This is a genomic window from Corynebacterium guaraldiae (assembly GCF_053480195.1).
The window spans coordinates 65,985-79,594 of record NZ_JBRBAU010000001.1; the positions used below are offsets into that span (position 1 = coordinate 65,985).

At 60.7% G+C, this 13,610-nt stretch carries 14 protein-coding genes; 10 read left to right on the top strand and 4 right to left on the bottom strand.

Translation table 11 applies throughout. The features are described 5' to 3' along the window. Positions 1 to 37: 37 nt before the first annotated feature. On the bottom strand, positions 38 to 667 hold the full coding sequence (locus ACUY3D_RS00325; protein WP_448240111.1) for a methylated-DNA--[protein]-cysteine S-methyltransferase: 630 nt from the start codon (positions 665 to 667) through the stop codon (positions 38 to 40). On the opposite strand from ACUY3D_RS00325, the gene ACUY3D_RS00330 reads away from it, so the two are divergent. Together ACUY3D_RS00330 and ACUY3D_RS00335 are read left to right on the top strand one after the other, a co-directional pair. Continuing rightward, positions 630 to 1,043, top strand: coding sequence for a DoxX family protein (locus tag ACUY3D_RS00330; RefSeq protein ID WP_070520761.1), 414 nt, complete (start codon positions 630 to 632; stop codon positions 1,041 to 1,043). The genes ACUY3D_RS00325 and ACUY3D_RS00330 overlap by 38 nt on opposite strands. Next, a complete protein-coding gene (locus ACUY3D_RS00335) occupies positions 1,030 to 1,719 on the top strand; it encodes a zf-HC2 domain-containing protein (protein ID WP_070520764.1) in 690 nt (229 codons plus the stop codon). Before ACUY3D_RS00330 ends, ACUY3D_RS00335 begins: the two co-directional genes overlap by 14 nt. Here ACUY3D_RS00335 and pmt read toward each other — a convergent pair. Beyond that, positions 1,716 to 3,329 (bottom strand): protein O-mannosyltransferase, encoded by a 1,614-nt coding sequence (gene pmt, locus ACUY3D_RS00340; protein ID WP_369816039.1) that lies wholly within the window; start codon positions 3,327 to 3,329, stop codon positions 1,716 to 1,718. The genes ACUY3D_RS00335 and pmt overlap by 4 nt on opposite strands. A gap of 38 nt (positions 3,330 to 3,367) precedes the next feature. Between pmt and rsmI the strand changes: the two genes are divergently transcribed. The 6 genes from rsmI to ACUY3D_RS00370 all read left to right on the top strand — a co-directional run bounded on the left by rsmI (position 3,368) and on the right by ACUY3D_RS00370 (position 10,140). Next, a complete protein-coding gene (gene rsmI, locus ACUY3D_RS00345) occupies positions 3,368 to 4,216 on the top strand; it encodes a 16S rRNA (cytidine(1402)-2'-O)-methyltransferase (RefSeq protein ID WP_070597491.1) in 849 nt (282 codons plus the stop codon). A gap of 296 nt (positions 4,217 to 4,512) precedes the next feature. After that, a complete protein-coding gene (locus ACUY3D_RS00350; RefSeq protein ID WP_070683862.1) occupies positions 4,513 to 6,354 on the top strand; it encodes a BCCT family transporter in 1,842 nt (613 codons plus the stop codon). 77 nt (positions 6,355 to 6,431) lie between these two features. Continuing rightward, on the top strand, positions 6,432 to 8,264 hold the full coding sequence (gene metG / locus ACUY3D_RS00355; protein ID WP_448240112.1) for a methionine--tRNA ligase: 1,833 nt from the start codon (positions 6,432 to 6,434) through the stop codon (positions 8,262 to 8,264). A gap of 5 nt (positions 8,265 to 8,269) precedes the next feature. Next, positions 8,270 to 9,463 (top strand): MFS transporter, encoded by a 1,194-nt coding sequence (locus tag ACUY3D_RS00360; RefSeq protein WP_448240113.1) that lies wholly within the window; start codon positions 8,270 to 8,272, stop codon positions 9,461 to 9,463. Between the two features lie 100 nt (positions 9,464 to 9,563). Beyond that, the gene (locus ACUY3D_RS00365) at positions 9,564 to 9,845 is read left to right on the top strand and encodes a type II toxin-antitoxin system RelE/ParE family toxin (RefSeq protein WP_070565735.1); all 282 of its coding nucleotides are present in this window, start codon (positions 9,564 to 9,566) and stop codon (positions 9,843 to 9,845) included. 34 nt (positions 9,846 to 9,879) lie between these two features. Then, positions 9,880 to 10,140 carry a HigA family addiction module antitoxin gene (locus ACUY3D_RS00370; protein WP_070520778.1) on the top strand — a complete coding sequence of 87 codons (261 nt, stop codon included), beginning with the start codon at positions 9,880 to 9,882 and terminating at the stop codon, positions 10,138 to 10,140. A 216-nt stretch (positions 10,141 to 10,356) separates the two neighbouring features. On the opposite strand, the gene ACUY3D_RS00375 is transcribed toward ACUY3D_RS00370, so the two are convergent. Both ACUY3D_RS00375 and ACUY3D_RS00380 read right to left on the bottom strand, forming a co-directional pair. Continuing rightward, positions 10,357 to 10,860: a GNAT family N-acetyltransferase gene (locus ACUY3D_RS00375; protein ID WP_193629105.1), complete on the bottom strand. Its 504-nt coding sequence runs from the start codon at positions 10,858 to 10,860 to the stop codon at positions 10,357 to 10,359. 8 nt (positions 10,861 to 10,868) lie between these two features. After that, positions 10,869 to 11,363, bottom strand: coding sequence for a GNAT family N-acetyltransferase (locus tag ACUY3D_RS00380; RefSeq protein ID WP_448240115.1), 495 nt, complete (start codon positions 11,361 to 11,363; stop codon positions 10,869 to 10,871). Between the two features lie 24 nt (positions 11,364 to 11,387). Between ACUY3D_RS00380 and ACUY3D_RS00385 the strand changes: the two genes are divergently transcribed. Beyond that, positions 11,388 to 12,212 carry a TatD family hydrolase gene (locus tag ACUY3D_RS00385; protein ID WP_448240117.1) on the top strand — a complete coding sequence of 275 codons (825 nt, stop codon included), beginning with the start codon at positions 11,388 to 11,390 and terminating at the stop codon, positions 12,210 to 12,212. Between the two features lie 246 nt (positions 12,213 to 12,458). Next, positions 12,459 to 13,607 (top strand): resuscitation-promoting factor, encoded by a 1,149-nt coding sequence (locus ACUY3D_RS00390; protein WP_070531704.1) that lies wholly within the window; start codon positions 12,459 to 12,461, stop codon positions 13,605 to 13,607. Positions 13,608 to 13,610 lie beyond the last annotated feature (3 nt).

Below are 13,610 nucleotides of genomic sequence, written 5' to 3' on the forward strand. Positions count from 1 at the left end.
TTTTAGACTGCAGAAGTTATTCATCGGTTCCCCAGGGCTACCCGTGCTTGCCAAGGGCTCTCTGCGGATTAGTGCCGCAGCATGCGGCCTCGTGGTCCAGAAGCATCTGCTTCGCGGCTGCGCCGCCGCGATAGGAACCAACACCGCCGCCAGCTGGTACGACGCGGTGACACGGCACCACAATAGGAAGCGGGTTGGTGGCACAGGCGCTCCCCGCGGCACGTGCGGCCTGCGCGCTACCGGCGGCGGTGGCAAGAGTCGAATAGGTCCAACGTTCCCCGAATGGGATGTCGCGCAGGACACGCTGCGCCCGATCCCGGAAGGTGCGCGGGGACTCAGGCACGGCGAGAAGCAGCTCAAAATCCCTCCGCGTGCCGGCAAAGTACTCGGCAATTTGTTGAGAGGCGTCGACAAGCACCGCGCCCGCAGGGCCAGGTTCGGTGACATCCGTGAGGCGTTGCATGCTTCTAAGATCCGGAGATTCGCCGTCGAAATACACATGAGATAAACCTCGCGCAGATCCCACGAGGGTGAGGCAACCTAGAGGCGTGTTCGTAGTGGTCCACGTAAGCATGCTGGGTGGGGAGTCCTTTCGGAGGGAGGTGGCTATCCAGGGTAGTCTATGAACCATGAATAGACCCGCCGTACGCGATGCCGCGCTCCTCATCTTCCGCGCGGTGCTGGGAGTAATCTTCGTGGCGCACGGCGTGGACAAGATGTTCTTTAGCGGGATGGACGAAATTACCGGGCAGTTCTCCGCCATGGGGGTCCCACAGCCGCAGACCTCGGCATACTTGGCTGCCTTCGCGGAAATGCTGGGCGGGGCGGCCCTGGTGGTAGGCCTTCTCACGACCTTTGTTGCGGGGGCTTTAGCGCTGCTCATGGCGTGCGCATTGTATTTCGTGCACATCGGTAACGGTCTCTTCGCGGCCGATGGCGGCATCGAGTACCCGCTGGTTCTCATCGTGTCATTGCTCATGATCGTGGTCTTCGGTTCCGGCCGGGCGAGCGTGGATGGAGTGCTGAGCCGTGCTGACGCATGAGCAAGTGCAGGCAGCGATTTCCGCGCAGTTAGACGGGGAAGCCCCGCAGCTGTCGCCTGACGTCATCGAGGCACACGTTTCCAGCTGCCCAGACTGTGCGGCCTTCCGGGACAAGGCAGCGGCTCTATCCCGGTCGTTGAGCCTTGTGGAACCGGATGGAGCACCGCCGCAGGATCTATCCGAGGTAATCCTCGCTGGCGTGGAGCCAGAATGGCAGCGAGCTTCGAGCACCCGGCAGGCTTCGCTGTCGTTGGCGCGAGTAGCCCTCGGTGTGCTGTCCGTGGCATTTCTTGTGTGGGCGATTGTGGTCGTCGTCAGTGCTTCGGGTTTGACCACCCTGGAGAGCGAAGGGACCCTTGCAGAAGGCGCTGACCCGGAGCGCGCGCGCCTGTTGATCGAGGCCGCAGCACTGCGCTTCGGCCTTGCCAGCGGTTTGGGTTTTGCTGCATGGCGCCCTGCCTCAGCGCCCGGATTGCTGCCGGTGGCGTGCACAATGTTCGCGTTCCTGTGCGGCTTTACCATGCGCGATTTTGCCCTGGGCAGCGTCGCCGCGGGGCAGCTTTATATCCTCATCGGCACCGGGCTCGCCACCGCCTGCCTGGGCTGGGCTTGGGCGGCGGACCGGGGGTTCCTGCTGCGGGACGTTTATCGGACGCTATCTGCTAGCCCGCGTTAGGTCCACGACGGCAGCCACATGATGGAGTTGTACCAAGAATCCGGGATCATGTAGCCGTAGAGAATCGGGGAGAAGTAGGCAAACATCGCGACAACGAGTGCGGCGTAGCACACCGTGATGAAGGTGCCCAGCGGCATCGCGGAACCGAAGAGCCTTGTGAGCCAGTGCCATTCCAGTTTGCGGCCGCGCCCGATCATTTGGCCCAAGGCCAACGCGATGAGCACGATGATGAACGGGATAAACGCCGTGGCATAAAAGAAGTACATCTGGCGGTCGAAGACCGCTAGCCAGGGTAGGAAACCCGCCGCGGCGCCCACGAGCGGAATGAGGAAGGCGCGGTTGCGGCGCACGAGCAAGGACCACAGTCCCCACAGCACCGCTGGAATGACCAGCCACCAAATGGCCGGGGTGCCAAACAGGTACAGCATCTTGCGGCAGGATCCGCCGTCGCCACAGGAAATGTCAGTGGAGGAGTAGTAGAGGATGGGGCGCGCGGCCACCAGCCAGGCCCACGGCTTGGAATCCCAGGGGTGGCTGTGGCCGCCTGAAGTGGTCAAGGAGGCGTGGAATTCCAGCACGGAGGAGTGGTAGTAGAACCAGCCGGCGAGGGGCTCGGGGAGGTTGAGCAGCCAGGACCCTTCTTCGATAGTGCCGTCCACCTTGGCGTGGCGGTAGACGGCGGTTTCATCGGCGAACCAAGCGCGCCATGACCACGCGTAGAGCGCTACAGGAACCGCGACGATGGAGGCGAGGGCCGCGGGCGTATCGCGTACCAGCGTGCCCACGATGTAGCGGCGCACGCCATAAAGACGGCGCAGCGCGAGGTCCGAGAAGACGCTCATGAGGCCGAAGAACATGATGTAATACAGGCCCGACCACTTCACAGAAAGTGTTAGCCCCAGGAAGACACCGGCTGCAAAGCGCCACCACCGGAAACCAAAACGAGGACCGAAGTCGGAATCACCCATAGTGCCCGAAAAGAAAGCGGCGTGGAGGCGCTCGCGCATCTGCTGGTGGTCGCGCGCCAAGGCCCATGCGGCGGCAACGACGAAGAAGACTTGGAAGATGTCCAGCATGCCAAACTTGGAGGCAACGAGAAGCACACCATCGCACACTGCGAGGAGACCGGCCAGGAATCCAACCTGCCATGAACCGGACAATCGGCGAGCCAGCGCCATTGTCAGCAGGACCGTGCCCACGCCAAAAAGCGCGGCCATGCAGCGCCATCCCAATGGGGTATAGCCGAAGAGAGCCTCCGAAATCGCAACAATCTGTTTGGCCAGCGGCGGGTGGACGACAAGGCCATAGCCCGGATTGGACTCAATACCGCCGATAAAAAGGTTATGCCAGCTGGTAACCATGTCCCAGGCCTGCGGCACGTAGTGCTTCTCATCGAAGACGGGCGTGCCTTCGGAGACCGGGGAGGTCAGGCCAATGAAGCGCGTGAGGAAAGCCAGCGCCGCGATGATCACGGTGCTGATCGTGTCAGCCGTTGTCCAGACATAGGGCCGGGGAGCAGGAGGCGCTGGCCGGGTATGGGCGCCGCGTGCGATAGACGGACGCGGGCGCTTGATGCGGCCAGATCGATCGGTAGGGGTTGCGATACTCACTCGGATGAGTCTAGCGTGCGTGTGCCATGCTGGGGAGTATGAGTCTTCAGCTTGAACCCTTGCCGCGTGGGGTCATCCTTGCCGCCACGCCGCTGGGAAATCCCGGTGACGCTTCAGCCCGCTTGATGCAAGCTTTGGGTCACGCAGATGTCATTGCCGCGGAAGATACCCGTCGCGTTCGCAATCTGGCCCAGGCATTAGGGGTGGAGATCCGCGGCAGGGTGGTGTCCAATTTCGACCACAACGAAGAGGAGCGTTCGCGCGCTCTCGTCGCCGCCGCCCGGACCGGGACAGTGCTCGTGGTGTCCGACGCCGGTATGCCCCTAGTGTCTGATCCTGGGCACTCCATCGTCACCGCAGCAGTGGAAGCAGACGTGCCCGTGACCTGCTTCCCAGGACCCTCGGCGGTGCCGACGGCTCTTGCGCTGTCTGGTTTGGGAGTGGGGCATTTTCTCTTCGATGCCTTCCCGCCGCGCAAGCCCGGGCCGCGCAAGGCGTGGCTGGAGTCCTTGGTGGGGGAGCAGCGCGCGATTGCGTTCTTCGAGTCCCCGCACCGTTTGGCGCAGACGCTTGGCGACGCCTCCGCGATCCTCGGCGCCGACCGTCGCGCCGCTGTGTGCCGGGAGCTGACGAAGACCTACGAGGAGATTAAGCGAGGCTGCCTAGGCGAGCTCGCAGAGTGGGCTGAAGAGAATGCGCGGGGCGAAATCACCGTAGTAATCGAGGGCGGTGAGGCCGCACCCGTGTCGATGGAGACCCTTGTTGAGCAGGTCCGCGCAGAAGTAGAGCGGGGTGTGCGTGCCAAGGATGCGTGCAAGAAGGCGGCGGCGGGAACGGCATGGTCCAACCGTGAGCTCTATGACGCTTACCTTGCTGCGCGCGGCTGAGCACCACCTCAGGTTTCTGGTGATGACCGTCTCTTTTCGGGCAATCGTTATGGCATCGTTATTCGCAGAAAGGTTGAGGGAGCCTGGGCGGTAGCTGGAGACAGAGCCGGATTGTATGGACACGCTGCACAGTTGGCATACAGGATGGTGCTGAAGGGTGTGCACTGTGTGGGGAAGTACATGGAGGAAATTGCCCGCCTTCCGAGCACTGTGGCTGTGAAATAGGCCCGCTGTGCAGCTTTTTTATGAGCGCTATGGTTTGACTAGTTGATGGGACAGCACCATGGTTTGAAGGTATGACAGACTCGACCAATACAGACAATGTGAAGGACACGGGGGTGTCTTCGGCCGCCTCCCAAGAACAAAGCTCGCCGGCCGCGTCGGATGATTACCGCACTGTCGACGAGCGCCTAGAGGCGACGTCAGCTACGAGCCAGCTTCAGGACATGCTCACCAATAAGGAGTTTGATCCTTCGGCTGCAGCTTTGCCCGTAGAAGCAGAAGAGGACGACAAATTTGGGCCCGGTGGCATCGACTCACCGATTGATTGGAGCATCGTCGGTATCGCGGGCCTCCTCATCGCTGCCTTCGTGGCATGGGGACTGGTCGCGCCGGAGAGCTTCGGTTCATTCTCCAGCAACGCTCTCAACTTTGTGGTGACAAACTTTGGCTGGGCTTATGTGCTCTTCGGCACCATCTTCGTTATTTTTGTCATCTGCATCGCGGCCTCTAAGTTCGGCACCATTCGTTTGGGCAAGATCAACGAAGAGCCGGAATTCTCCACGGTCTCGTGGATTGCGATGATGTTCGCGGCTGGCATGGGCATCGGCCTGATGTTCTACGGTGCTTCCGAGCCGCTCAACTATTTTAAGAACGGAGTTCCCGGACATGGTGAGCACGAGGTAGGAACCTCAATGGCTACGGCCATGTTCCACTGGACTCTGCACCCGTGGGCGGTTTATGCCGTCGTTGGCCTCGCCATCGCTTACTCCACCTTCCGTATCGGCCGTAAGCAGCTGTTGAGCCAGGCCTTTGTGCCGCTCATCGGCCAGCGTGCTGCCGACGGCGCCGTGGGCAAGATCATTGATATCTTGGCCATCTTTGCCACTGTCTTCGGCACTGCTTGCTCGTTGGGTCTAGGCGCTATGCAGATCCAGGCGGGCCTGGAAGCGTCCGGAATTATTGAGAACCCCACGCAAAGCGTCGTGATTGGCATCGTTGTGGTACTGACCTTGGCCTTTATCTTGTCTGCCATGTCTGGTGTGGGCAAAGGCATTCAGTACCTCTCTAACGCCAACATGGTCCTGGCAGCTCTGCTGGCCATCTTCGTGTTCATCTTTGGCCCGACGGTGTCGATTCTGAACCAGATTCCGGGCTCCATCGGTAACTACCTGGCGAACTTCACCGAGATGATCGCTCGTACCGCTGAGTCCGACAATGGAACCGCTGGCGAATGGTTGTCGACGTGGACAATCTTCTACTGGGCTTGGTGGGTTTCCTGGTCGCCGTTTGTTGGCATGTTCCTTGCGCGCATTTCCCGCGGCCGTTCTGTCCGCGAATTCTGCATTGGTGTGCTCTTGGTTCCAGCGGGCGTCTCCACCGTATGGTTCGCCATCTTCGGTGGTACGGCTATCCACATGGAGCAAAACGGCAACTCCATCTCTGGCGACTCTGCTGAGCAAGAACTGTTCAACCTCCTGCAGAACCTGCCTGGTGGCTTCGTTGCGGGCATCGTTGCCGCCCTGCTGCTGGCCACGTTCTTCATCACGTCGGCCGACTCGGCGTCGACAGTCATGGGCTCGATGTCTCAGTCTGGCGCCACCACCGCCAAGCCGTGGCTATCCGCGGCATGGGGTGTGCTCACTGCAGCCGTCGGCCTGACCCTGCTGCTGTCGAGCGAGGACTCCCTGTCGAACCTGCAGAACGTCACCATCGTGGCAGCACTGCCATTCCTCTTCATCCTTGTCGGGCTCATGTTCGCTATCTTCAAGGACTTGCGCAATGACGTGATTTACCGCGAGTACCGCGAATCCCAGGCCTTCCAGCGCAAGATGGCACGTGAGCGTCGCCTGCACCGCGAATTCCAGCGCGAACAGGCCTTCAAGGCCCGCCGTCGCCAGCACAGCCACAAGAACTAGTTCTGGCGCGCGAGCTTTTCTCCTCTGCACCCCCTCACTGCATTGCCGGTGAGGGGGTGTTCGATAGAGTAGAGGCCATGACTGAGACAGTTGTCGTTAATGTTGCTTGGCCCTATGCCAACGGACCCCGCCACATCGGACACGTGGCGGGCTTCGGTGTTCCTTCCGACGTGTTCGCCCGTTTCCAGCGAATGCGTGGCAACGACGTCCTCATGGTTTCTGGTACCGATGAACACGGCACCCCGCTGCTGGTTCAGGCGGACAAGGAAGGCGTGACGGTGCGTGAGTTGGCGGATCGCTACAACCGCCAGATCATCACCGACCTGGCTGGGCTCGGCCTGTCTTATGACCTCTTTACCCGCACCACCACCCGCAACCACTACGCGGTGGTGCAGGAGCTGTTCAAGGGTCTCTACGAGAACGGCTACATGATTAAGGAGACCACCCAGGGCGCGATCTCGCCGTCCACTGGCCGCACTTTGCCGGACCGTTATATTGAGGGCACCTGCCCGCTGTGTGGCGCCGATGGCGCGCGCGGTGACCAGTGCGATAACTGCGGTAACCAGCTCGATCCGGTGGACCTGATTAATCCAGTATCCAAGATCAACGGAGAGACTCCGGAGTTTATTGACACCGAACACTTCCTGTTGGATCTGCCTGCGGTCAAGGAGGTCCTCGAAGAGTGGTTGAAGACTCGTGAGGATTGGCGCCCCAACGTTCTCAAGTTCTCCCTCAACCTGCTGGAGGACATGCGCCCGCGCACCATGACCCGAGACATCGACTGGGGAATTCCCATTCCAGTCGAGGGCTGGGAGGACAATGGCGCGAAGAAGCTCTATGTGTGGTTCGACGCGGTCATTGGTTACCTGTCTTCTTCCATCGAGTGGGCACACCGCACCGGCAACCCGGACGCGTGGAAGGATTACTGGCAGAACCCGCAGGCGCGCCACTACTACTTCCAGGGCAAGGACAACATCACCTTCCACTCCCAGATCTGGCCAGCGGAGCTCTTGGGCTATGCGGGTAAGGGCTCCAAGGGCGGTGAGCTGCACACCTATGGTGAGCTCAACCTGCCGACGGAAATCGTGTCTTCGGAGTACCTGACCATGTCCGGGTCCAAGTTCTCCTCTTCCAAGGGCGTCGTTATCTACGTCAAGGACTTCCTTGAGGAGTTCGGTCCTGACGCGCTGCGCTACTTCATTGCCGTTGCCGGTCCGGAAAACAACGACACCGACTTCACCTGGGATGAGTTCGTGCGCCGCATTAACAACGAGCTCGCCAACGGCTGGGGTAACCTGGTTAACCGCACCGTGTCGATGGCTCACAAGAACTTCGGTGAGGTGCCGGCACCGGCCGCGCTGGAGCAGGCAGATGAGGATATCCTGTCGCTGGCAGAGGAAACCTTTGCCACCGCCGCGGGCTTCCTCGAGCAGTCCAAGTTCAAGCAGGCCATGACCGCCATCATGCACGTCGTGGGTGAGGCCAATGCCTACATCGCTGCGATGGAGCCGTGGAAGCTAGCCAAGGATGAGACCCAACGCGAGCGCCTGGCCACGGTGTTGTGGACCGCGTTGCAGGTGGTTTCCGATTGCAACGTGATGCTGACCCCGTTCCTGCCCTTTACCGCCCAAAAAGTGCACGAGACCCTGGGCCGCGAGGGAGTGTGGGCCGCGCAGCCGCGCATCGAGGAAGTGACGGATGACATGCCGGTTGAGCTTGTTGGCGTAAACCTTCCGCCGGAGAATCACCCGTACCCGATCATCACGGGTGACTACTCCGCGCAGCAGGCCGCGTGGAAGCGATTCGACATAACCCCGGGGACCGCGCTGCAGAAGCCGAAGCCGCTGGTGGCTAAGCTTGCCCCAGAGCTCGGTGAGACCGGCCCTGAGTGGGCCCCGGTTCAGAAGTAGAAGGGGTGGGGTTGGCGTTTCGGCGCACACTTGCGCCTGTCCTACTCTTCACAGTTGTTTGCCTGACCGCGCTGAACCTGCGCTCCGGTATTGCTTCGGTGGCACCGGTGCTGGGGCAGATCCAAGACTTCTTTGGAATCAGCTCTGGGCAGGCAGGTTTGTTGACCGCGCTGCCGGGGCTGTGTTTTGCCGCCATGGGGTTGGCGGCGGTTCCCATCGCGCGCCGTGTGGGCCTAAGCCGTACCTTGGCCGGCGGCACGGTGGCCTTGGTTGTGGGGCTCGGCCTGCGTCCATGGGTAGGTAGCTTTCCGCTTTTCGTCGCGCTTACCCTGTGCGTTGTTGCCGGCATCGCGCTGGCAAATGTGCTGCTTCCTGCATGGATCAAGCAGCATGGGTCGGGCCGCACGTTGGTGGCGCTGATGACCACCTACACCACGATGTTGGGCGTTTCCAGTGCACTCGGCCCATTGTCCGCGGTGACACAAAAATCGTGGCAAGGTGCGTTGTGGATTTGGTGCCTGCCCGCCATCGCCCAGCTGGCGGCGTGGATAGTGGTCCTACCTAAGGCCGGAAAGGACGTCGCCCACGGCACGGTTGATGGCGCGGACGCACAACGCCCCATGTTCACCTCGCCCACAGCGGTGGCCATGCTCTTTTTCTTCGGTTTGCAGTCCACCATGGCCTATGTACAGATGGGGTGGCTGCCGCGCATGCTGGTAGAAAAAGGCGTGAGTGAGAACACCGCCAGTGTGGCGCTGGCTGTCATCGGAGTCTTCAATATTCTCGGCGGCGTAGTCATGCCGTGGCTCATCTCGCGTCTTAACCGCCTTACTCCCGTTCCCGTGGTGCTTTCTTTGTGCACGTGTGCCGGGTGGGGTGGAGTGCTGGTGGCTGCCGACGCCGCCCCCTTGATCTGGGCCTCGTTGATGGGGATCGGCGGTATGTGCTTCCCATTGGCGCTTGCTCTGCTCACTGCCCGCACGCGCACCGCGCTCACCACGGCGCGGCTCTCCGGCTTCGTTCAGCCGGGCGGCTACGTCTTGGCGGGCCTCGTACCGCTGTCCGTGGGAGTGGTGCGCGGGGCCACCGGGGATTGGACCGCTGTGCTCATTGGTCTCATGGTGCTCTGTTTCTGCATGCTGGTCGCGGGCCTGCGTGCGACGACGCGTGTTTACATCGACGACGAGCTCGCTGCCTAGCAGGTCCTCGCCAGTTGCGGTAGCTTTTGTGTTACAGCGTTAGTTAGAGTTAACGTCTCGCGTTATTGACGTGTCGCGTTATGGGGGGTATGGTGCGTTTATGATTCAGTCGTTCGCGGATAGGGCCACTGAGCGTCTATGGAATCGAGAGAGGGTGCTCTCGATTGATTCACGTATTCACTCGGTAGCTCTTCGCAAGCTGAGGCAATTGGGCTACGTTCAGAGGCTCGATGAGCTTCGGATTCCTCCAGGAAATAGGCTCGAAGCTTTGAAGGGCGATCGGCGGGGTCAATATAGTATTCGTATCAATGACCAATGGCGGATCTGCTTCCGGTGGACCGCTTTAGGGCCAGAGGAGGTTGAGATCGTTGACTACCACTAACAAGCTCCCCCCAGTACACCCAGGTGAAATCCTTATGGAGGACTTTCTCAAGGACATGGGGATTACCCAACACAAACTCGCTGTTTCGATAGGGGTCCCGCCTCGACGTATTAACGAAATCGTCCACGGAAAGCGGGCTATTACCGCCGATACGGCTCTTCGTTTGGCTAAATATTTTGGAATGTCCCCACAGTTCTGGCTGGGACTGCAGACTCACTACGATTTGGATGTCGCGGAAGACAAAATTCTTGCTGAGTTGGACGATATTGTGCCGCTTCAGGCAGCGTCGGCTTAACTTGTGCGCTGGGAGTGATTGAGCAGCACAGTGTGAGTCTCTTGGGTTGAAACTGCCGTTGTTGCCAAAGTTTCCCGCTTCGCCTCAAGATCTGGCGTGATCTTTGGCAACAATGGCAGTGCCGTCACTGGGTCGGGGGGGCGCAGGGCAGTGCCGTCACTGGGTCGGGGGCGTAGGGCAGTGCCGTCACTGGGGTGGGGCGGCAATCAAGCCGCTTTAGGAGCGGTCGAAGTCGCGCTGCAGGTGCACCAGCCCTAGCCGCACGCCGTCCTTGGTGTGGATATTGGGCATGCGGCCGGTTTCCACGAAGCCGAACTTCTTGTGCAGGGCGATGGAGGACTCGTTGGTGTCCACGATGTAGGTGATCATCGTCTCCACGTAGTCATTTTCCTTTGCGTGATCCATGAGCGTGTCCATGAGCTCGCTGCCCACGCCCTTGCCGCGCGCTGATTCCGCGATGTAAATGGAGTCCTCTGCCGTGCCGTAGTAGATGGCTGGGGTGACGAACTGGAAGTAAGCGGCCCAGCCGACAATTTCGTCGTCGTCCACGGCGACATAGACCGGATAGTTATCCTTTTCCATCTGCGCCAGCCACTTCTCGCGGTCCTCTACGGACTCCTGCCATGTGACGAGGTTGGCGGCCGGTTTCGCGGCGGAGGCGGAGTTGTAGATGGCGGCGATTGCGGAGGCGTCGGCAAGCTCTGCGGGACGAACGTGCATGATGTTCCTTAAACCATGAGTTGCAAGTGGGTGAGGTCTATCCAGCGCCCAGCTTTGCGGCTGACTTCTTTTAACGTTCCTACAGTGGCAAAGCCGAACTTTTCATGCAACTTGATGGATGCGGCGTTGTCCGCCACGATGAGTGCCAGCAGCGTATGGACCTGTTCGGCTGCGCGGGCATGCTGAACGACTGCACCGAGCAAGCGCGTGCCTACCCCGCGGCCGTGGGCGGTGGGATCAACATAGATCGTCGTCTCATAGCATCCCAGCCACACCTTGGCATCGCGGTAGGGGCGGTAGAGAGCCCAGCCCAAGTACGTGCCGTCGTCAGTGAAAGCCACGAAACAAGGACAGCCGTCGCGGCGCAGCTGGTGGAGATACTCGGTGCGCTCTTCCACCGTGGCGGGTTCGCTGCGAAAGATGAAGTGGGTCTCCCGGATGGCCCAATTCAGCGTGGCGGTCATCGCGGGGACGTCGGCGTCCGTCGCTTCACGGATAATCATGCGGGCAAGACTACACTCGCAGCCATGTCTAAGAAGAAGCCACGCCCCACGCCCGTTCCCGCCGAAGGTTTGAGCCAGCTTATCGACGCCCACACGCACCTTGCCTCCTGCCGTGACGATGATTCCGAGCTCGTTGCCCGCGCTCGCGCAGCCGGGGTAGAGCGCATCGTTACCGTGGGTGATGGCTTGGCTGAGGCGGAGAAGGCTTTGGCGGCGGCGCAGGAATTCGACAACGTGTATGCCGCGTGCGCCATTCACCCCACTAAGGCGGCTGAACTTGATGAGGCTGCTCGTTTGCGCTTGAGCAAGATGGCTGCGGATCCGCGTTGCGTGGCCATCGGGGAGACAGGCCTGGATACCTACTGGATTCACCACGAGCCGGAAACCACCGCGCCCCTTGAAGTGCAGGAAGAGGCTCTTCGTTGGCACGCGGAATTGGCGGCCAAGGTGGGAAAGACGCTGATGATCCACAACCGTGAGGCCGATGAGGATCTCATGCGTGTGTTGGGGGACTGCCCAGAGCCGCCGACGGTGATGCTGCACTGCTTTTCCTCGCCGCTCGCCGTGGCCAAAGAAGCCCTTGAGCGCGGCTATGTTCTGTCTTTCGCCGGCAACGTTACTTTCAAGCGTAATGAGGAGATGCGCCAGGCCGCTGCCATTGCCCCAGCTGGGCAACTGCTGATTGAAACGGATGCGCCGTACATGACGCCGGAGCCTTTCCGGGGTGCGCGTAATGAGCCCTCCTTGATTGGGCACACGTACCGTTGCGTGGCGCAGGCGCGTGGTCAAGAAGTGGAAGACCTCGCGGCGGAGGTGGCCACGACCTTCGCGCGGGTCTTTGGCGTGTGAGGATTTTCACTTTATCTAAAGGTGCTGCTCAGTGGTGGCGCACGTGTTTGTTGTGACGAGTGTGCTGCTAGTGGTCGCGGCGCGTGAATGCATTTCGTAAGTTACGTTCTGTTACCGTATTGTTATTCAAAGTTAGTCCGGTATTGATGTCGCCGGCAGGCGCGCGTGGGGCGCGCCGAGACAGGTGTTCAGAATGCGGGTTCCTGCATTGTGAACACGAAGCATCGTGAAGACGAGTAAAGGTTTATGTCCCCGAAGAAGCAGATCAAGCGAATCAACAATTCCCGCTCTTTGCCGCTGCGCATGGCTACCGGTGGTGTGCTTGGCACCCTAGCCGTGGGCGGCGTCGTTGCCGTCAGCACGCAGAAGGACATCACACTTGACGTGAACGGCGAGACCACTCAGCTGGCCACCTTCGCCGGTGATGTCAACGCTGCCCTCGAGGCTGCCGGAGTCAACGTTGAGGGAGAAGACGTTGTCTACCCGGCCCTGTCGGAGCAGGTCGCTGACGGTGACTCGATCACCGTTCGCACTGCCAAGCCTGTCGCGGTTACCATCGATGGCGTCGAAAAGCAGCTCTCTTCCACCGATCTCACGGTGTCTGACCTGCTGGGCGGCCTCGATGGAATCGCCCCGGGTGCTGCCATCACTTCCGGTTCCAAGACCGTGGAGGAGGATGAAACGGTGACTGAGGGAATGAACCTTGAAGTGGTGTCCCCGAAGATCGTTAAGCTTACTGACGGCGGTTCCGTTTCCTATGCCAGCGTTGCGGCCAAGACTGTGGGGGACGTGCTCGAGGCTCGTGGAATCACGGTGGGCAAGGATGACCGCGTATCCCCAGCTCTGGATACGCCGGTGAAGGCCGGTACTGCCATTACCGTGGACCGCGTCGAGATCTCCGAAGAGGAAAAGACGGAGGACTTTGACGCGCCGGCTAATTATGTCGATGACCCAGAGCTCGAGGAAGGCACTGAGGAAGTCCGCGAGGAGGGAACCCCCGGTTCGCGCGCCGTGACCCGCAAGATTGTCAAGGTCAACGGCAAGGAAGAATCCAACGAGATTATCAAGGAAGACGTGCGCAGGGAGGCCGTTGCCGCCGTGATTGCGCGCGGAACCAAGCCGAAGTCCACCGCGCCGGCCGTTGCGGATGGCTCCGTGTGGGATTCCATCGCACAGTGTGAGGCAACCGGAAACTGGGCAATCAACACAGGCAATGGTTTCTCCGGTGGCCTGCAGTTCACCCCGTCGACCTGGGCTGCTTTTGGTGGCACCGAGTATGCCCCGGAGGCATGGCAGGCTTCTCGCGAGCAGCAGATCGCTGTGGCAGAGAAGGTTCAAGCCGCGCAGGGCTGGGGTGCATGGCCTGCGTGTACCGCCAAGCTCGGCCTGCGCTAAAGC

What these genes read in the sequence shown, in the direction of transcription:
- ACUY3D_RS00350 (WP_070683862.1), top strand. Translation starts at nt 4,513, where the DNA reads ATGACAGACTCGACCAATACAGACAATGTGAAGGACACGGGGGTGTCT.
- ACUY3D_RS00365 (WP_070565735.1), top strand. Translation starts at nt 9,564, where the DNA reads ATGATTCAGTCGTTCGCGGATAGGGCCACTGAGCGTCTATGGAATCGA.
- metG (WP_448240112.1), top strand. Translation starts at nt 6,432, where the DNA reads ATGACTGAGACAGTTGTCGTTAATGTTGCTTGGCCCTATGCCAACGGA.
- ACUY3D_RS00330 (WP_070520761.1), top strand. Translation starts at nt 630, where the DNA reads ATGAATAGACCCGCCGTACGCGATGCCGCGCTCCTCATCTTCCGCGCG.
- ACUY3D_RS00325 (WP_448240111.1), bottom strand. Translation starts at nt 667, where the DNA reads ATGAGGAGCGCGGCATCGCGTACGGCGGGTCTATTCATGGTTCATAGA.
- ACUY3D_RS00375 (WP_193629105.1), bottom strand. Translation starts at nt 10,860, where the DNA reads ATGCACGTTCGTCCCGCAGAGCTTGCCGACGCCTCCGCAATCGCCGCC.
- rsmI (WP_070597491.1), top strand. Translation starts at nt 3,368, where the DNA reads ATGAGTCTTCAGCTTGAACCCTTGCCGCGTGGGGTCATCCTTGCCGCC.
- ACUY3D_RS00380 (WP_448240115.1), bottom strand. Translation starts at nt 11,363, where the DNA reads ATGATTATCCGTGAAGCGACGGACGCCGACGTCCCCGCGATGACCGCC.
- ACUY3D_RS00385 (WP_448240117.1), top strand. Translation starts at nt 11,388, where the DNA reads ATGTCTAAGAAGAAGCCACGCCCCACGCCCGTTCCCGCCGAAGGTTTG.
- ACUY3D_RS00390 (WP_070531704.1), top strand. Translation starts at nt 12,459, where the DNA reads ATGTCCCCGAAGAAGCAGATCAAGCGAATCAACAATTCCCGCTCTTTG.
- ACUY3D_RS00370 (WP_070520778.1), top strand. Translation starts at nt 9,880, where the DNA reads ATGGAGGACTTTCTCAAGGACATGGGGATTACCCAACACAAACTCGCT.